The following is a 17,835-nucleotide window of genomic DNA, read 5'->3' on the forward strand; positions in this document are numbered from 1 at the left end:
ACTGTATGTGACATCTGCGGCGGTCTGATTGGGGACGGGGACAATCACGGGGTCGGCTCTCGGGCGCCAGGACTAGCGATGACGCATCGCTGATCAAGGCATGCAGTCATCGATGGTGGGCGATCAACGCCCCGCACATGGTCGCACTGGTAGGGGCCGCCGGAATACATGCTCATCGGATCACATGTTGCCGGAACTGTCACCCGATACTTCGGTATCCGACGTCGCCTATCATTCCACTCCACAAGAATTGGCGCCCCTTGTGTCAACGCGCCCGGTCGGTTGTCTGCTCATCGTCATCGCCTTCTCGTGCACGTCAGAGACTTGCCTGTATTCCGTGTTTCAGGCCGAAAACATTGTGGTACGAATCTCATTCGAGTAACTTAATCATTGACCTACCGAACGAAGCTTCTGTGCCACCAACCCGGCCTCCTCCGATGTAATGGGTTGCAGGTAGTCGTCGACCGCACGATCGATTGCCCACCACGTCAGAAGATCGCTCGCGGAATACAAGGCTCCTGAGCGGTTCGTGCATCTGGACTAAATACCGAGAGGCCCGCACAGAAAACGGGACTACAAGCAGACACAATTCATCGCGGAGTCGCTGTCGACGAACGTGGTGACTCCATGACTACAGACAGGGACGCAATGCAGATAGACGACGATCTTCACGGATCCGTAAGCCGGCCCCCGACAACGACGGACGTAACGGACACCAAAGCCCGACGAGCCTCGATTGCAGGGTTCGTCGGAACTGCCATCGAGTACTACGACTTCAGCATCTACGGCTTCCTGACCATATACTTCGCCACACTGTTCTTCCCGAACGAGAATCCCGCTGTCGAGGTAATTACGGCTCTTGCGGTCTTCGGGTCCGCTTACATTGCACGGCCGCTGGGTGGAGTCGTCCTCGGATGGTACGGCGACAGAGTGGGGCGAATGCCCGTCCTTCTCATCAGTGTGATCGGCGTCGGAGTATGCGCCGGCGTAATCGGCCTGATGCCAACTTACGAGCACATCGGACTCGCTGCGCCTATTCTTGTGGTCCTCGTAAGGCTGGTGCAGGGATTCTGCGCAGGCGGAGAGGTCATGGGCGCTTTGACTTATGTCGCGGAATCATCACCTGCGCGCAAGCGAGGATTCTTCAGCTCACTGACCGTCATGGGCAGCAGCGTCGGGTTCGCGCTCGCTGCAGTGTCGGTCGGAGTTATGAACGCACTCGTTGACGATGCCGCGATGGCATCGTGGGGTTGGCGAATTCCTTTTCTCGTGTGTATTCCGCTATCTATCGGCGCCTTTCTCGTGCGGCGTCACCTTTCTGACTCGATGGAGTTCGCCAAGACAGTCGAGCCCAACGAAATCGTCAAAGCGCCGGTAGTCGAGGTGCTTAGAAATCACGCGAAGACGCTTTTGGGCGGAATAGCACTCGCAATTGCGATAACTGGTGCCGGTTATGTAGGGTTATCCTATATGCCCGTCTATTTGGTGAAAACCCTGGGGTTCGAGCCGAGTGCAACCTCGTGGGTCGTGGCAGGTTCAATCGTCGCCGCATTGGTGATATTTCCGATCGCCGGTCGCCTGTCCGACCAAATAGGGCGACGAAGGGTTTTCATTTGGGCGACGAGTCTGTATGCAGTTCTCGCATACCCGATCTTCATGGCAATATCGATCGCCGACAATTTGGTCGTGATTTGGTTGATCCTCGCCATTTTCATGATGCTGAGTGGAATGCAGTCCGTAGGTGCCATGACATTGCTTCCGGAAGTGTTTCCCGCGAAAGTAAGAATGACTGGCTCAGCGCTTTCTCATAATCTCGGGATCGTCCTGGGCGGCGCGTTTGCGGGATTCATCTGTGCGCAGCTCGTCAGAGTTACGGGCAGCGCAATCGCACCCGCGTATTTCGTCATCGCCGTCGCGATCGTAGGCCTCGGTGGCCTCGTGCTGCTCCGTGATCCGGCCGCCGCGCGCATCGACGCGATGAGTAAGACCATCGAACATCCGTGACACGAGAAGGAACTCGATCGCTTCGATCAGTGGTGGTCCGATGCTCGCCGCGGAGCGGTGAGGTGCGCTGCCTGCGGCCTGGCACCGGAGCATGGAAGGGACGAGCTCGGCTCGCGCCGTCAAGCGGCGAGCCGAGCTCGTGCGCTCGTGCTGGTAGATTCGACGATTCATCTATCTCTGCGAATTGAGGCAGAGACCGACATCGGTGGTGCCGGGTGAAACGGAGTGTACTTCGAGACATTCTGTCCCCCAACGGCGCCGGCAGTGATGTCGCGAAAGTGAATGGCATAAGATGCGAGATTATGATGTGCGCGTCGCGTCTGTCTTTTGCGGGGTCCGTACCCGGATGTGCATGCGGCGACCGAAGTAAACCAACTCCGTTGGACTTGAGATCCTTATCGTCAGCAGCGGTCATCGGGCGTGACGGGGGGTCGGCAGGAGCGCGGACGAGAAAGAACTCGTGCCTGTCGTGGGGATGGAGCCGCGGGATCTTCCATGGGACGGAATTCTCCAGGGATGAGTCATCGCCGAGCGCACCCTGCCGCCGAGGTGCACCAGTTTGGTGTGCCAACCCAGACCGGGAATTCTGGATTTCGAGTGAATCGAGGATGCTCACGGTGTCGTCGGTGAGCGGATCGAAGGCGGTGTGTTCGTGCCCGGCGATGGTGATGGTGACTTCCCTCAGCGGCCGCTGGGTCCGCACGATCTTCCGGATCGACATCCCGGCCGCATCCTGCAGATAGCGCGAGACCGCCGACGCTGTGAACACGATGGTCGGGTGCGCCTCGATCGACTCCCCGGGTGTGGGCTGAAAATCGGCCGGGCACGCAGGTCGGACTTCGACATCCGAAACGACTGCTCGACATGCTACAGATCGTGATACTTCTCCATCACTGCCTTCCGATTCATCAGCGAGACAGAAAGATTGGTCACGTAACCCTTCAGGCCGATAAGGGGACGCGCCCTGGCCAGAGCATCGGTATCGAGGGATTTTCGCTTCGTGGTGCTCTTGACGAACCGGGGCGTTCGGGCAGCACGGGTGCCGTCGACGATCTCCCGGGCCGAGCTTCCTGAGCGTTGAGCGTCTGGTTGTCCCGCACTGCACGTGTGGTCGAGTACGCCCGGATCGCCCGCCACGCTGATGTGTCGGCCGGCTCCCACACCGGTTCACTGCGGCGACCGATGTCGTTGACCACGCTTTTGGCGTGCCGCGGCGTGATCGTGTCGATGATCTGCCCGTCGGCGAACACGTCGCCGTTCCCGTGAAAAAGGCTGACCAGATCCGCCGGCGCCTTCGTCACCCGGGATCAGACGATGATTTCAGCCCGGCCGCATCGAGGTCTTTCAGGTTCGTCGCCGACACCATCCCGGCATCGGCAGCGATGACCATCTCCACCTCCTCGAGGTTGTTGCGGGTCTGGAACTGGCGCACGAAAGCAATCTGATCGAGTCCGGGTAGGCCGCGATGGTCTGTGGACTGGACTGTCGTTGCCGCACGAGCGCTGCCCGCCGGACTTTCGCTGCAGTCGTTGGACGCAGCGATGATCACAGTATTCATGATCGACTTTTGCCGGAACCGCAACACGAACTCGGCGAAAAACGATGGCCAGGTCGGTCCGGTCGTTTCTGCGATTCGTGCATGCCACCGGAGCGAGGACGGCGGGGAGGACATCGGCATAACCGGAACGTCGGCATAAATACTGAAGCCGTCCCTGGCCGCCGCGATGCCTGCTCACTGGGCGCCCATTCCGCCGGCAGTTGCCGACGCCGTACGGGCGAGCCCCACCGGCCAGGTTCTTTTCGAGGATTATGCGTCCGACTTCCCCTGACCCGATCGAGGAGTCCGGGGAAGTCTCCTCCGATGGCATGAGCGGGGACGAGGTGCGGGCGACGTTCAGTTGCGTGTCGGCGATCCGTTCCACGCACGGACGAGATCGTCGCAGAGGGAGCCCTTGAGAATCCTTAGACGTGCGAGGTCCGACGGCCTCGGGGTCATCGCGGCTTGGAGTAAAACGAGGAACCTGTTTCGTTGTACGCCGAATTTGATGAACAGCTCCTCGGCGTCGGCACCGCCGTAGGGAGCCCACTCGATCGCGAAAGCAACGAGGGCCCGATCCGAGGAGCTGATGGCTTGCAAGCTGGCGAGAAGATCGCAGGCCCGCAGAGCCTGCCGTGACCAGTCGAGCTGGGGAGAGTCTGTGGGAACCCCGGTCTGTGTGCGCCGCCGACGGACTGCTCGGTTTCCGGTTCGGTTGCGCTCCGGTTGAGCTAGACAGGGAATGTTGATGTGTGCAGCGGCAGGCAGGAAGGTTGCCGGGGCGGTCGTAGGCGGTGGGGCGGTGTTTTCGAGCATGGATGCCTCTAGCTGGTAATGAACAGGTTGGGTTTCTCTATAGTCGTGTTCAGACACGTATTCGGAATCGGTCATCCGGCGGGGTGGGGTGCCTGTTTTTGTCTTCACGCGCGGCTCGGTACGCGGGTACGGGCCGCCTGGCAATGCGTTGAATTCGGGTTTTCGTCCTTTACGGCTCGCTAGCGAACACGGCCGGGGCTCCGATGACATTCGTGGGGGTGGGCGTGGCCGCACCGGGATGTCTGCCAGTCAACTGACCGGCTCGGGAGGCGAGTGGGAAGTGAAGGACGCACACCTTCGGCGAATTGTGTGATTGGGCGGTGCGAGACCTTCGCATAGTGCTGGGCGTGCGATCCACTGCACGGAACCGCACCGCGACGGGCGAGCTGATGGCCAGTCCGCGAGCCGATCGGCCGGCGGACGCTGGTCGGTCTGGTAATTTTGTATGCGCAATGGGGTCGCGTACCCGGCATTGTGAAGCCCGTCGGTGCTAATGCGGATGAACGTGAAGCAGCCATCGAAGTATGCTCGTGGATGAATTCGGGAATCAGGTTGTCGGCGTGCGCTATCCGAATGTATGAAGTTCATCGCGCGGTTTGTGTGGAGCTCGAACGATGTCGTGTTCGGTCTGCCCAGATGGGTGATGTCGTAAACGTCACAAGGTCCGTTTGGGTGAGCTTCCTGATGACCGGGAGACACTTGCGGTTATTGTGTGCGTTCGACGATTGCCCGGCGAAGAAAGAGAGCACGATGGCGGTATCACCGAGGAGCTCCGAAGGATCGGCGAAGAACAGGACGAAGGCGATTCGTGAGTGGGCGATCGGGGAGGGCCTCGAAGTTTCCTCTCGTGGCCGTATTTCGGCCGAGATCGAGCGAGCCTTTCATGACGCTGCGGCAAAGAAGGTTCGGATAGAAGCGGAGCCGGCGAAGAAGGCTGTTTCGAAGGAGTCTGTTTCGAAGAAGGCACCGGTGAAGCGAGTGACGGCGAGCAAGGCGCCGGCGAAGAAGACGGCGGATGTGGAGAAGGTAGTCGCGGAGACGACGCCAGCGAAGAAGATGACCAAGGAGATTCGTGAGTGGGCGATCGGGCAGGGTCTGGATGTGTCCTCTCGTGGCCGTATTTCGGCCGAGATCGAGCGAGCCTTTCATGACGCTGCGGCAAAGAAGGTTCAGGTAAAGCCGGCGCGGGTGAAAAAGTCAGCGGCGAAGAGGACGACCGTGAAAACGACGGTCGCGAAGACGACGGCGAGCAAGGCGCCGGCGAGCAAGGCGACGGCGAGCAAGGCGCCGGCGAAGAAGACGGCGGATGTGGAGAAGGCAGTCGCGGCGACGCCAGCGAAGAAGATGACCAAGGAGATTCGTGAGTGGGCGATCGGGCAGGGTCTCGATGTGTCCTCCCGTGGCCGTATTTCGGCCGAGATCGAGCGAGCCTTTCATGACGCTGCGGCAAAGAAGGTTCAGGTAAAAGCGGCGCGGGTGAAAAAGTCAGCGGCGAAGAAGGCGGCCGCGAAGAAGACGGCTGCGGGAACGACGGGCGTGAAGACGGCTCCGGCAAAGGCTCCGGCGAAGAAGACGGCGGCGAAAGCGGCCGCTGCGAAAACGACGGCGACGGAGACGACGCCAGCGAAGAAGATGACCAAGGAGATTCGTGAGTGGGCGATCGGGCAGGGTCTCGATGTGTCCTCTCGTGGCCGTATTTCGGCCGAGATCGAGCGAGCCTTTCATGACGCTGCGGCAAAGAAGGTTCAGGTAAAAGCCGCGCGGGTGAATGAGGCAGCTGCGAAGAAGGCTCCCGCAAAAACAACGGCCGTGAAAACGGCGGTAGCGAAAACCAGGGCCGCGAAAACCACGGCCGCGAAGCCGACGGCGACGGAGACGACGCCAGTGAAGAAGATGACCAAGGAGATTCGTGAGTGGGCGATCGGGGAGGGTCTGGATGTGTCCTCTCGTGGCCGTATTTCGGCCGAGATCGAGCGAGCCTTTCATGACGCTGCGGCAAAAAAGGTTCAGGTAAAAGCGGCGCCTGCGAGGAAGTCAGCCGCGAGGAAGGCTCCCTCGAGGACGACGGCCGCCAAGACCAAGGGTCCGCGAACGCCGGCTGTGAAAAAGTCTCCCGCGAAGACGACGCCCACCAAGATGACGGTCGCGAAGACGACGGCTACGGGGGAGGCGGCTCCGGCGAAGAACATGATCAAGGAGATTCGTGAGTGGGCGATCGGGGAGGGCAGGAACGTGTCTTCCCGTGGCCGGATTTCGGCGGAGATCAAGCAAGCCTTCCATGACGCTCAGGTGCAGGTGCCAGTCGCGGTCGGCTGAAATGGGTGGTGTCCGCATTGAGCGGACTTTCGGTGCCTGTTCGTGGGCTCGAAGTGGGCACCGCTCGACGGTCGGGTAATTGTTGTGCGCCGTTTCGGGTGACACGTCGTCGGTCCGGTTCGTCGTTGTGGGGAATCAACGATGCGGCGAGCGGACCGCGGCGTGGCACCGGAGCGGCCTGTGGCAAGGGAACGCGGCACAGGGTGGTCGGTGACGTAGGCGATATGCCCGTCCGGTGTCGCATCTCTGCCCGCCCGGGTACGCGAACGGTCATAGTGGACAGGGGAAACGTATACGCGACGAGGGGAACATCGTGGATCACAGTGCGCTGTTGACCGACGCTTTCGACCGCATCCAGGAGACCGTGCACGAGGCGCTGTCCGAATTACCGTCCGACGCACTCACCTATCGGGTGGACGAGGACGCGAACACCATCGCCTGGTTGGTCTGGCATCTCACCCGGGTGCAGGACGACCATGTTGCCGGGGTCGCGGGCACCGAGCAGGTGTGGACGTCGGGCGGCTGGTGTGAACGATTCGACCTGCCTTTCCCGGTGGCCGCGATCGGGTACGGGCAGTCGTCCGCCGAGGTGGCGAGGGTGACGACCGCAGCCGGACTTCTGCTCGGATACCACGATGCGGTCCACGACCGAACCGTCGACTACGTCCAGTCGATCGGTACGGACGACCTCGATCGCATCGTCGACGAGAACTGGGATCCGCCGGTCACTCTCGGCGTGCGGCTGATCAGCGTGATCTCCGACGATCTGCAGCACGCCGGGCAGGCCGCGTACATCCGCGGACTCTACGAACGGCGCTGATCCGGCCCACGCTTCGGTTCGTTGTCGGCGAGCCAATTTTCCACTCGCCGCCGTGAGCGCCGGCTCACCCGCTGCCGAACCGCCGGGCTCAGTCTCGCCGCACCGTGCAGCGCACCGTTTCCGACGAGAGCCAGCGGTACATACCAGGCCAGTGTGGCTGGCAGTCCCAACTCCCGCATCCCGGCCTTGCCGGAGAACAGGCGCTGGATGCTGAGGAGGCGCTGCCGGTTGATTCTGCGTCGCAACGATTGCGCACGGTCGTAGGAGAAGTTGCCCCAGGACCTCTGTAGTGCGTCTGCCAGAATCCGCGAGTTGTCGTCCGGCCCGGGCGCGAACATCCCGATCTGGCACATGTTCCGCCGCCCGGTGTTCTCGTCGTCGACCAGCCAGTGGTCGTCGATGCCCATCAGCCACCCGATGTACCGCCACAGGTGCATGACGTCGCGGCCCTCGTCTGCGGAGACCCACACGCCGAGCGACCGCAGGCCGATGAGGAAGGTCGTCGAGAAGAGCGCGAGGGTACCGGCCTGATCCGACTGATTGATCGGCATGCCCCACTCGGTGACATCCCAGTCCTCGTCCCGCAGCAAACTGTGGTTGACGAACGCATGCATCAACCGGACGTGCACCGACAGCTGCCAGCCCTGCCGGTCGCGGTCCATCCCGCCGGGGAGGACGCACTCGTACCACCACCGGACCGTCTCGGTGACACGCGCACCCGCTCGATCGCCGACGAGCCTGCCTGTGGACACGAGCTGTCGGGTGGTCGCCGAGCTCCGGTACCCGTTCATCAACGAGCCCGTGGCGAGAAGATCGAGCCCTGTCATGCCGCTACGGAGGCAGACGGCGGCTCCTCGCTCGAGTCGTGCGCCGTCCACCCAGGAGGGCCGGTGATCCACCGAGTCGAAGAAGGCGGCGAGGGGCGCCGCGGGGTCCTCCACGTCGGTGATTCCGCGGGACAGTGCGGTGGTGAACTGCGCCATCGTCACCGTCTTGTCGACGAGGATGGCCTGCGCGAGCGCCGCACCGAGCTCGTCCTGACTTGCCACCGCCCGGGCGTGACGGTCCTCCTCGACGGGTGTCGGTGTCGTATCTCCGTGGGTGAGCAGTGACAGCGCCCGCATCGACCGGCGACCCCACTCGACATCACGGGCGAATCGGCGGGGCGGTACGAACTCGGACACGGTATCCCGGGTCGGCATTTCTGTCATGTCGATGGACTCGATTCGGGGCGCGTAGGTACTTCCGACCAGCTCTGACGGCTGCTGAGTTACAGTGCACACCACCAAATCGGACGGGTACAAGTCGCATTGAGGCGCAGAAGGGACCGGTCGAGGCAATGGGCACTGGCCAGCGGAAAGGTCCTTCCCAGCAGCGGTCACACGCGACGGTGGCACGCATCTTGTCGGCCACTGGTCAGGTTTTGGAAGCCAAGGGTTACGCCGGGTGCAGCACCGGCGCCATCGCAGAGGCGGCCGGTATCTCGAAGGGTTCGGTATACCAGTACTTCGCCAACAAGGACGAGATCATCGAGGTTCTCCTCGACGGGATTCTCGACGAGACGACGCGCATCTTCGGGGAGCATCTCGACCGATCCGTCGGGCACGGCACCTTCCTGCGAGATCCCGCTCTCCAGGGGCAACTCCTGGCCGTGCTGGACAGCTATCGCGGGATACTCGCGCCTCTGCTCAACGACGCTCCGCACCTCGGACTGACGCACCGCTCGGCACGCCTCGAGGAGCGCTGCCGAGACCTGCTGCGCACGTATGTGACGCTCAATCCGTCGGCGATTGCTCCCGGCGTGGATCTCGAATCGCTGCTGCTGGTTCTCACGGTCAGCTACCGAGCGGTGAGCCTCGAGTACCTGCGCCGAGACCTCCGGGAGCGCCGCACCGAGCTGGCGGCGGTGTTGTACAACATGACAATGGGCGGCCTGGCAGGCGGAAAACTCGGCGGGCTGTAACACAAAGGGGCCCTCGAGAGAAATATCAGTTGAGCCCCGTGGCGCTGTCGGACCCCGACCCGGCAGCGCCAGGGGCTTTCTCCTTACCGCAGCCGCACGTCGAACGACTACCGACGCCGCCCGGCAGGTGCACCGGGCACCTCTATCCGTACGACTCGCTCCAGTGCCCGCAGATCGCTCTCGATCCGGCGGAACAGCTGGTACACGCCGATGAACGCGAAGATTCCACCCAGGCACAGTGCTCGAACCGTCGCATTGACGGCGTCGCTGGGGTCGCCGCCGACGAAACTGAGTCCGGCGACTCCGATCAACGGCACCGCCGCCGCGACCGCGAGGTAGCGCGGCATGCTGCGGGCGAGGCTTCGGATGCCGCGGCAGTCGGAGCTGCGCAACTCGCCGTGCGACAGGAGGATCGGCAACAAGCATCGGACGGCGTAGAACGTGAGGATGAAGAACGGGTACGCCACCGCCACTGCGCCGCACACCGCAAGTGAGGCCAACACTTGCGTGTAGGCGCGGAGCGGTATGCCGCCGGCGGTGATCTGCAGGGCGATCGGGTAGGCGACCCCGGCCACCAGCCACAACGCGAAGCTGACTACGACGGCACGATGGCCGAGGGTCAGCGTGGCGGCGCGGGCTTTGCCGAGAATGCCGGAACTGTAGGTGCGGCCCTGGCTGAGACCACGCGGCACCGTGATCGACAGCCGACACCAGTAGAGGATGAGAACCGCGCCGAGCGGAAAGGCGACACCGCCGATGATCAGGTGGACCTGCTCGAGATTCTCCTGTGCCTCCGCGGGAAGCGCGGAGATGATCAGGACCTTGTTGTAGTAGTAGTTGTACCCCGCCGCCAGCAGGTTCGGGATTCCGATCGCCGCGAGCCCGATGGCCGGGGCATAGCGCCACATCGTCGCGCGCCGGCTTCCCGGCGTCGGGTCGACGAGATCGCGTGCGTGCGGGTCGAGGCACAGCGCGAACTGGCGGGCGAGCTTGCGTCCACTCGACCACCGATCCTCCCGGTCGGGTGCCAGTGACTTCACCAGGACGCGGCGCAGCGCCGCCGGACAACCGTCGGGCAACGGGTTCTGTTCGAGGTCCACACCACGGCGTCGCGATTCGAGGAGCACGTGCGGTGACGGCGTCGCCTCTCCCGCCTCGCCGTCGGAGAACGGCCTGCTTCCGGTCAGTAGTTCCCACAGCAGGACGCCCAGTGCGTAGATGTCGCTCCGGGTGTCGAGATCACCAGCGGTTCGTGCCGCACCGGGGTCGCAGGCCTCTAGCTGTTCGGGTGACATGTATGCCACCGAACCGCCGACGAATCCGGCAGCGCCGGGCGTTGCCACATTGTCGCTGGAACTTACATTGAAGTCGGCCAGTTTGGGCACGCCCTCGACACCGAGCAGGACATTTGCCGGTTTGATGTCTCGGTGCAGCACTCCGTGTTTGCACGCGTATTCGAGGGCGTCGGCGAGGCGTAATCCGATCCAGGCGACGGTCTCAGGCCAGGACAGGGCAGCGATCTCGCTGCGCACGCTGGAATCTTCGGGCCGCATCTCTCCTTTCTCGTCGAGGACACGGTCGATCGAATCGAGGAGAAGCTGCCCTGAGCGTTTGTCGGGCGGTGTGGCGCGCACCAACCGGACGACGTCCAGCAAGGTGCCGCCCGGGACGTACTCCATGAAGAGCAACCGGAGTTGGCGCTCTTCCAAGAGTCGCTGATCGAAAACGCGCACGATGTACGGATGGTCGAGTTGGGCCATCGTCTGCGGCTCGGTGCCGACGTTGCGCGAGATCTTCAGTGCTACCCACCGTTGCATCGAGTGTTGCCGGGCGAGGAACACCCGCGCGAACGCTCCCCGGCCCAGCTCCCGGACGAGTTCGAAATCCTCGAGCCGGGCTCCGACATCGAATGCGTCGCCCACCGTCGGCTCCGACGCGCGCGGCTGCCGATGCGCATCCAGTGTGAGTAGGCCCTCGAAGCGGTTCGCCTGAGTGGGGTACGCCTTCAGATAGTCGTCGGCCTCCACCTTGTCGCCGCTGTCGCGTCGGACCCGGAATTCCTCGTAGAGGAGATCCGCCGGCAGCGGTTCGGCCAGGAGCTCGGGAAATTCGAGGCAATAGTCGGCGAGCCGTTTCGGCTGCCCCGAACGCAGCCAGCGGTATTCGAGATCCACCTTGATCAGTTGAGCCAGTGCTGCCCGTCGAATGGCTGCCGTATCGGGAAGATATTCGCTCAGGGCAGCCGGGGAACCGGACGACTCCCAGTCGGCGACCAGTTGTTCGACGCCACTCTCCACGACGAATCCGCTGTCCGACGCAGTGACGGGCGAAGACGCGACGGCCGTGTCCGGTCCCAGTTCGGTGGGTGGGCCGGTCGCGACCGTCACGTCACTCGGCGGGCGATCGTTCATGGTGTTCGATTCGGGACACGGGGCGGGGAGCCACGGCAACGTGACTACTCTCAGGATATTCCGGTCGAGTCCAGCCGGTGGCGAAAGCCGGTCACGCGCTCCGTAACGGCAGGTGCGGGGGATCCTCGAGCACCGGATCGACGGGCTCGCACGGCAACGTGGCCAGGGCGGGGGGTCGCGTTCTGCGTGCGAAAACGGCCGACGCGACAAGGACCGGGACGTAGACGACGAGGTAGATGTTCTGCATTACCGGGGCCACGGGCCATGAGGGCGGGTACAGGAACAGGCCGATCACGATGAAGTCCGTGCTCCACCAGTACGGCCACGCCGCGGTCGCGGCGAACAATCCAGCCGCGGCGCACCACCAGAGTCGGCTCACCGTCAGCGCGCGGTGCACCAACCAGACGAGCAGGGGAATCAACCACACCCAGTGATGACTCCAGGAATACGGCGACACCACGGCCATGGTGAGGCCGCTGAGGGCGACCGCGAGGAGGTGCTCGCCGCGCTCGTACAACCGCACTGACACCAGAATGCTGACAACGGTGACGGTCGCGGCCAGGACGAACCACAGCCACAGCGGCGCCTGTCCGTCGGTCAGCCGGGCCAGGGTGCCACGCAGAGACTGGTTCGACGGATGTCTGTTGTCGGCGATGCGGGTCGAGTCGAAGAACGTGCTGGTCCAGTACTGCCGCGAATCACCGGGGATCACCGCCCATGCCACACCCACGGTCGCGAGGAAGGCCGATATGGCGACGGCAGCCGCACGCCACTGGCGCAAGGCCAGGAACACCAGCACGAAATACGCAGGAGTCAGTTTGACTCCGGCGCTGACCCCCGTCCCCACTCCCCGCAGTCGGCTGGAATTCGGCCGCGAGAAGTCCCACAGCACCAGCAGCATCAGCACCAGATTGATCTGGCCGTAGAACAGGGTTGTCCGTACCGGCTCGAGGAAGGTGCACGTGATAGTCGCCAGGGCCGTGACGAGCAGCAGGTAGGGGGTGATCCGGTAGCCGAGGATCCGGCAGCACAGCACGATGCACGCGGCGAGCACGAACAGATTCAGTGCCATCCACAGGTTGTCGACGTAGGCGCCGGGGATCCGCTCGAGCGGGACGAAGGCGAGTGCCGAGAACGGGGTGTAGGTGTACAGCAATCCGAGTACGACGGGGCCACCGTAGAGCGGCAGGTCGTGCTGCACCCGCCACCCACCGTCCCGGTACACGTGGAGGTCGGCGCCCCCGGCGAACAACCCGATGTCAGGGGTCCACGGATCGATGGGGCCGAGCACCAAGGCGGCGGCCACCGTCGCGCTCACCACCAACCCGATCACGAGGGTCAGGCTGCGAGGTAAGAGAACACGGTCGCCTGCCTTTGACCCGGCCATGCCCGTCCCCTTTTCTTCTCCCCGCCCCGAGGTACACGCTAACCGGCGAGAGTCGGCGGCTTCGGTAGTGCGGGCGGGGCAACCGGATTCGTTATCCATCCGTATCGGCTCCGAGACGCCGTGACCCGAGCTGCGCGCAGGCCGGGGGGTTGACGGCACCCCCAGCGAGTGAAACACTGAACTAGATGGTTCAGCATTCAGCTCTCGACACTTCGTTCGCCGCGCTGGCCGACCCCACGCGACGCGGAATTCTGCAGAGACTCGGCCGGGGCGCCAGCACGATCAGCGATTTGGCAGAGCACTTCGAGATGACACTCACCGGAATCAAGAAGCACGTGCACCTGCTCGAGGTTGCGGGCATGGTCGTGACGGAAAAACGTGGGCGGGTGCGGTACTGCATGCTCGGCGCGAATTCCCTCGAGCGTGAGGTGGCCTGGATACGGGACTACCAAACGTCTCTGCAGGGCCGACTGGACCGTCTGGATGAATTCCTCACACGAACGGAAGGCACCTCATGAGCACCTCCACTCCCCCCACGGCTGCGACGCTCACCACCCCGGCGGATCGCGAAATCCGCGTCGAACGCATTTTCAATGCCCCGCGCGAACGGGTGTGGGCAGCTTTCACCACCCCCGACCTGCTGGCGCAGTGGTGGGGCCGCGGAAATCGGCTCGACATCGAGCGCTGGGAATTCGAGCGCGGTGGCCACTGGCGTTTCGTCGAACACTCCGAGGGAGACACCCACGGATTCGAGGGCCGGTTCCGTGAGATCGCTCCCATGGAGCGTCTCGTGTACACCTTCGAATGGGACGGTATGCCCGGGCACGTCACGGTCGACCACAACACCTACACCGATCTGGGCGACGGTCGCACCAAACTGACGGTCGTCAGCCAGTTCCACACGCCCGAAGAGCGCGACGGAATGCTGCAATCCGGCATGGAAGGTGGCATGAACGAGAGCTACGCCGCCCTCGATGCGGTTCTGGCGCAGACGACGTGGTGATCTCGCCGATCGCTTGACCGGCCTCGGTCCCCCTCCGGTCGAAGGCCGACCTCTCAGTGGGCGGACTCAGCGGCCGCTTTGACGTCGCCGCTCGTCCTCCGCTGCCGACGTCCGAGGACCCAGCAAGCCAGGGTGATCGCGCACGTGAAGGTGAGGGTCGCGATGAGCTGGTTCCGCGCTGCGTCGTCGAACAGGGCCAGAACCGCCACGGCGGCGAGCAGGGCGAGAGCGACATAGGACAGATACGGGAAACCCCACATCTTCAGCGGCAGATCGTTGCGGCCTTCTTTCTCGGCGCGGCGGCGTAACACGATCTGCGACACCGTGACGAATGTCCACAACACCAGAATCGTCGACCCGACTGCGTTGAGCAGCAGGGGAAGTACCCGATCGGGTGCGAGGTAGTTGAGAACCACCGTCAGGAAGCCGAAGGTCACCGACGCGAGCACCGCGAGGCGGGGTACGCCGTTGCTGGATACCCGCCCGAAAATTCTGGCCGCGGCGCCGCGCTCGGACAGCGAGTAGATCATCCGTGAACCACTGAACAGCATGGCGTTGAGCGAGGACAGCAGGGCGATCACCACGACGACGGTCATCACCGCGCCGGCCCCGGGCACGTGCGCGGCGTTCAGCACCGCGACGAAGGGGCCCGAGGAGAGTTCCTCGGCAGTCCACGGCAGTACCGTCACCATGATGAGAACGGAACCGATGTAGAACACCAGGATTCGCCACACGATGGAGCGCACCGCCCGGCTCACGTTGCGGCGCGGCTCGGACGTCTCTGCGGCCGCAATGGCCATTACCTCGGTGCCGCCGAACGCGAACACCACGATGAGTAGTCCGGCCGCGATGCCGGTGACCCCGTTGGGGGCGAATCCACCGTGACCCGTGAGGTTGGCCAGCGCGGGAGCGTCGAAGCTCGGAATCCAACCGAAGATCATCGCGGAGCCGATGCCCAGGAACCCGACAATCGCCGCGATTTTCAGTGCAGCGAACCAGAATTCGAACTCGCCAAATCGGGAGACACCCGCCAGGTTCACGGCGGTCAGCACACTCATGTAGAAGAGCGCCGCCGCCCATTGCGGCACCGCCGGTATCGACGCCGCGGTGATGGCTGCCGCAGCGGTTGCCTCGGCGGCCACCACGATGACCACCTGCACCCAGTAGAGCCAGCCGATCGTGCGCCCCGCGATCGGCCCCATCGCCTTCTCGGCGTGGACCGAGAAGGCGCCGCTGTCGGGGTCGGCTGCCACCATTTCGCCCATCATGCGCATCACCAACACGACGAGAAAGCCGGCGATCAGGAAGGACACGAGCACTGCCGGACCCGCGACGGCGATCCCGGCGCCGGAACCGACGAACAACCCGGCCCCGATCGCGCCGCCCAGGCTCATCATCACAAGCTGTCGTGGCTTCATCGCCTGCTGAAGTCCGCGGGTGACAATGTCTTTCGTGGGTGCAGGCGGTGTCTGCACCACTGTGTCGTGAACTGTGTTCATGCGGTCTCCCAGGACGTCAGACGAGCTGATCGAGAGCGATCTCGAAGGCGGTACCGGCAATCCCGGTCGGCTGCTGTGATCGCGCGTGGCACCGCTCGAGTGCAGTCGCCACCGTGGTGGACACATCACCGAAGATGGCGTCGTCGGACACCTCGATGTCGCCCTCCATCAGCAAAGCGAACGCTCGGGCCATGCCGCAGTTGGCGATGAAGTCGGGCACCACTGCCACACTCTTGTCGGCGTACTCGTAGGTGGGGCCGTAGAAGATCTCGTCGTCGGCGAAGGGCACGTTGGCCCCGCTCGCCACCACTTCGAGGCCGCCGTCGATCAACCGGTCCACCTGGTCGCGTGTCACCAGGCGGGACGCCGCGCAAGGCAGGAACACCTCCGCGCCAACGCTCCAGATCGTCTCGTTGATGTCCGCGAAAGGCACAGCGCCGGGGGCGTTCAGCTCGTTGCCCGACCTGGTGAGGAACAGATCGCGGATCTGTTCGAAGTCGTACCCGTCGGTGTTCGACACCCCGCCGTTGCGGTCGATGATTCCGACGATGCGGGCACCGGACTGGGCCAGGTAGTAGGCGGCGGTGGCCCCGACGTTGCCCCAGCCCTGCATGATCACTCGCTTGCCGGTGAGTTCACCGCCGTAGACGCGGTAGTAGTGGCGTACCGATTCCGCGACGCCCCAGCCGGTGATCAGGTCGGACACCGTGTACTTGGCCTGCGGGTCGGGGGTGAAGCGCGGATCCTCGACCACCTTCGCGACACCGAGCCGGAGTTGCCCCACCCGCTGCACCCGTTCCCGGTCGCTGGCCGCGAAGTGTCCGTTGACGACGCCTTCCTGCGGGTGCCAGAGCCCGTAGCTCTCGGTGATCGGGACGACCTCAGCCATCTCGTCCACGTTCAGGTCGCCGCCGGTGCCGTAGTACGCCTTCAGCAGCGGGGTGACGGCCCTGAACCAGCGTCGCAACACTTCGTCCTTGCGTGGGTCCGTCGGATCGAAGTCGATGCCCGACTTGGCGCCGCCGATGGCGGGCCCGGAGACGGTGAACTTCACTTCCATCGTTTTGGCCAGGGACTCCACTTCCCGGCGGTCCAGGCCGCGCCGCATCCGGGTTCCACCGCCGGCAGCGCCTCCACGCAGGGAGTTGATCACGGTCCATCCGCGGGCGGACGTCTCGGTGTCGTGCCACTCGAAGACGATCTCGGGGGCCTTTTCTTCGAATCGGGTGAGCAGGTTCTTCATGGCTTCTTTCGGAGTCGGGCGGCCGGGCAGCAGTGCGATCGAGCCGTTCCCTCGATCAGCACCCGCTGTTACGGCGATCACTGTGGCGGGCGCCACTCCCATGCCGCAAGCAGCCCTGCAGCACGTAGCCAGGATGAACATCACTACGACAGTTTTTCGGTGTTTTTCTAGGCAACGTGCCCAGCAAACTCAGCGATCGACGTGCTGATCGGTGGCCCGGTACGCGGGAGCCTTCGCCGAACCGCGACGGTCGAGGGTGCGCTGCAGCGGCATCGACCTATACGGAACGATCACGGAGAGCACCATCACGCTCGTGGACCTCGCGACGACGCTCGACTTGTTCAGATCGATCAACGTCTGCTGCAAACCGAGATGTGATTGGGCCGCGACCCGGCAGAGGATGTCGCCCGAACCGGTGGTCGCGAAGGCTTCGAGCACACCGGGAATCGACTCGAGCTCCGACGTCACCGAGTCGAGTGCGCCCTGCGCCGTCTCCAGGGTGACGAATGCCTGCACGTCGAAACCGGCAGCCGAAATGTCGATATGCGGCTCGTAACCGGCGATGATGCCCGACTCCTCGAGCTTGCGTACCCGCGCCTGAACGGTGGCTCGGGCCACCTTGATTCGACGCGACAGCTCCAGCACTCCCGCCTTCGGGTCGGCGTGCATGGCGTCGAGCAGCGCGAAATCGAGCTCGTCCAGCTGCACGGCATCCTTCATGCGAACACCACCTCCGAGGTCGATCAGCTAGTCCGACTGTATAACAAATCGCGTGATTTGCTCCTCGAAAGTGGCACTGCGGCTAGGAACTCCTGGCTCGGTTGCCTACGACGGCG

The 17,835-nt window shown here is 63.7% G+C and carries 14 protein-coding genes; 6 read left to right on the top strand and 8 right to left on the bottom strand.

The annotated features are described in order from the left end of the window. Positions 1 to 627 precede the first annotated feature (627 nt). Positions 628 to 2,004 (top strand): MFS transporter, encoded by a 1,377-nt coding sequence (locus R4P95_RS11985; protein ID WP_317744429.1) that lies wholly within the window; start codon positions 628 to 630, stop codon positions 2,002 to 2,004. An 867-nt stretch (positions 2,005 to 2,871) separates the two neighbouring features. Here the strand turns inward: R4P95_RS11985 and R4P95_RS11990 are convergent. Both R4P95_RS11990 and R4P95_RS11995 read right to left on the bottom strand, forming a co-directional pair. Then, on the bottom strand, positions 2,872 to 3,165 hold the full coding sequence (locus R4P95_RS11990; RefSeq protein ID WP_317744427.1) for a hypothetical protein: 294 nt from the start codon (positions 3,163 to 3,165) through the stop codon (positions 2,872 to 2,874). Between the two features lie 136 nt (positions 3,166 to 3,301). Beyond that, positions 3,302 to 3,562: a hypothetical protein gene (locus tag R4P95_RS11995; RefSeq protein ID WP_317744426.1), complete on the bottom strand. Its 261-nt coding sequence runs from the start codon at positions 3,560 to 3,562 to the stop codon at positions 3,302 to 3,304. 1,368 nt (positions 3,563 to 4,930) lie between these two features. On the opposite strand from R4P95_RS11995, the gene R4P95_RS12000 reads away from it, so the two are divergent. Together R4P95_RS12000 and R4P95_RS12005 are read left to right on the top strand one after the other, a co-directional pair. Then, on the top strand, positions 4,931 to 6,673 hold the full coding sequence (locus R4P95_RS12000) for a histone-like nucleoid-structuring protein Lsr2 (RefSeq protein ID WP_317744425.1): 1,743 nt from the start codon (positions 4,931 to 4,933) through the stop codon (positions 6,671 to 6,673). A 313-nt stretch (positions 6,674 to 6,986) separates the two neighbouring features. Then, a complete protein-coding gene (locus tag R4P95_RS12005; RefSeq protein WP_109334459.1) occupies positions 6,987 to 7,493 on the top strand; it encodes a mycothiol transferase in 507 nt (168 codons plus the stop codon). Here R4P95_RS12005 and R4P95_RS12010 read toward each other — a convergent pair. Then, on the bottom strand, positions 7,478 to 8,704 hold the full coding sequence (locus R4P95_RS12010; protein WP_317744424.1) for an oxygenase MpaB family protein: 1,227 nt from the start codon (positions 8,702 to 8,704) through the stop codon (positions 7,478 to 7,480). The two genes, R4P95_RS12005 and R4P95_RS12010, sit on opposite strands and share 16 nt — an antisense overlap. Positions 8,705 to 8,883: 179 nt before the next feature. Here R4P95_RS12010 and R4P95_RS12015 point away from each other — a divergent pair, with 179 nt between their 5' ends. Further along, positions 8,884 to 9,456, top strand: a complete 573-nt coding sequence (locus R4P95_RS12015; protein WP_249354249.1) for a TetR/AcrR family transcriptional regulator — start codon at positions 8,884 to 8,886, stop codon at positions 9,454 to 9,456. Between the two features lie 107 nt (positions 9,457 to 9,563). Here the strand turns inward: R4P95_RS12015 and R4P95_RS12020 are convergent, their stop codons facing one another. Together R4P95_RS12020 and R4P95_RS12025 are read right to left on the bottom strand one after the other, a co-directional pair. Then, complete coding sequence (locus R4P95_RS12020; RefSeq protein WP_213575732.1) at positions 9,564 to 11,867, bottom strand: serine/threonine-protein kinase; 2,304 nt, start codon at positions 11,865 to 11,867, stop codon at positions 9,564 to 9,566. Between the two features lie 91 nt (positions 11,868 to 11,958). Next, positions 11,959 to 13,254, bottom strand: coding sequence for a glycosyltransferase 87 family protein (locus R4P95_RS12025; protein ID WP_317744423.1), 1,296 nt, complete (start codon positions 13,252 to 13,254; stop codon positions 11,959 to 11,961). Between the two features lie 185 nt (positions 13,255 to 13,439). On the opposite strand from R4P95_RS12025, the gene R4P95_RS12030 reads away from it, so the two are divergent. Both R4P95_RS12030 and R4P95_RS12035 read left to right on the top strand, forming a co-directional pair. Then, positions 13,440 to 13,772 carry an ArsR/SmtB family transcription factor gene (locus R4P95_RS12030; protein WP_213575734.1) on the top strand — a complete coding sequence of 111 codons (333 nt, stop codon included), beginning with the start codon at positions 13,440 to 13,442 and terminating at the stop codon, positions 13,770 to 13,772. Then, the gene (locus tag R4P95_RS12035) at positions 13,769 to 14,257 is read left to right on the top strand and encodes an SRPBCC family protein (protein WP_213575735.1); all 489 of its coding nucleotides are present in this window, start codon (positions 13,769 to 13,771) and stop codon (positions 14,255 to 14,257) included. Before R4P95_RS12030 ends, R4P95_RS12035 begins: the two co-directional genes overlap by 4 nt. 53 nt (positions 14,258 to 14,310) lie before the next feature. Here R4P95_RS12035 and R4P95_RS12040 read toward each other — a convergent pair whose 3' ends face one another. The 3 genes from R4P95_RS12040 to R4P95_RS12050 form a co-directional block, all read right to left on the bottom strand. Continuing rightward, entirely contained in the window at positions 14,311 to 15,756 is a 1,446-nt protein-coding gene (locus R4P95_RS12040; RefSeq protein WP_397517684.1) for an amino acid permease, read from the bottom strand. 16 nt (positions 15,757 to 15,772) lie between these two features. Further along, positions 15,773 to 16,999 (bottom strand): Glu/Leu/Phe/Val dehydrogenase, encoded by a 1,227-nt coding sequence (locus R4P95_RS12045; RefSeq protein ID WP_213577535.1) that lies wholly within the window; start codon positions 16,997 to 16,999, stop codon positions 15,773 to 15,775. 189 nt (positions 17,000 to 17,188) lie between these two features. Then, positions 17,189 to 17,719 (bottom strand): Lrp/AsnC family transcriptional regulator, encoded by a 531-nt coding sequence (locus tag R4P95_RS12050; protein ID WP_317744421.1) that lies wholly within the window; start codon positions 17,717 to 17,719, stop codon positions 17,189 to 17,191. Positions 17,720 to 17,835: the final 116 nt, after the last annotated feature.

This window comes from Rhodococcus sp. IEGM 27, assembly GCF_033142305.1.
In the GTDB taxonomy this organism is placed as follows: domain Bacteria; phylum Actinomycetota; class Actinomycetes; order Mycobacteriales; family Mycobacteriaceae; genus Rhodococcus_F; species Rhodococcus_F oxybenzonivorans.

Bases quoted from the DNA above. Each gene is read 5' to 3' on its own strand.
- R4P95_RS11985 (WP_317744429.1), top strand. From the start codon at position 628: ATGACTACAGACAGGGACGCAATGCAGATAGACGACGATCTTCACGGA.
- R4P95_RS11995 (WP_317744426.1), bottom strand. From the start codon at position 3,562: ATGAATACTGTGATCATCGCTGCGTCCAACGACTGCAGCGAAAGTCCG.
- R4P95_RS12000 (WP_317744425.1), top strand. From the start codon at position 4,931: ATGTATGAAGTTCATCGCGCGGTTTGTGTGGAGCTCGAACGATGTCGT.
- R4P95_RS12010 (WP_317744424.1), bottom strand. From the start codon at position 8,704: ATGACAGAAATGCCGACCCGGGATACCGTGTCCGAGTTCGTACCGCCC.
- R4P95_RS12020 (WP_213575732.1), bottom strand. From the start codon at position 11,867: ATGAACGATCGCCCGCCGAGTGACGTGACGGTCGCGACCGGCCCACCC.
- R4P95_RS12025 (WP_317744423.1), bottom strand. From the start codon at position 13,254: ATGGCCGGGTCAAAGGCAGGCGACCGTGTTCTCTTACCTCGCAGCCTG.
- R4P95_RS12030 (WP_213575734.1), top strand. From the start codon at position 13,440: ATGGTTCAGCATTCAGCTCTCGACACTTCGTTCGCCGCGCTGGCCGAC.
- R4P95_RS12035 (WP_213575735.1), top strand. From the start codon at position 13,769: ATGAGCACCTCCACTCCCCCCACGGCTGCGACGCTCACCACCCCGGCG.
- R4P95_RS12040 (WP_397517684.1), bottom strand. From the start codon at position 15,756: ATGAACACAGTTCACGACACAGTGGTGCAGACACCGCCTGCACCCACG.
- R4P95_RS12045 (WP_213577535.1), bottom strand. From the start codon at position 16,999: ATGAAGAACCTGCTCACCCGATTCGAAGAAAAGGCCCCCGAGATCGTC.
- R4P95_RS12050 (WP_317744421.1), bottom strand. From the start codon at position 17,719: ATGAAGGATGCCGTGCAGCTGGACGAGCTCGATTTCGCGCTGCTCGAC.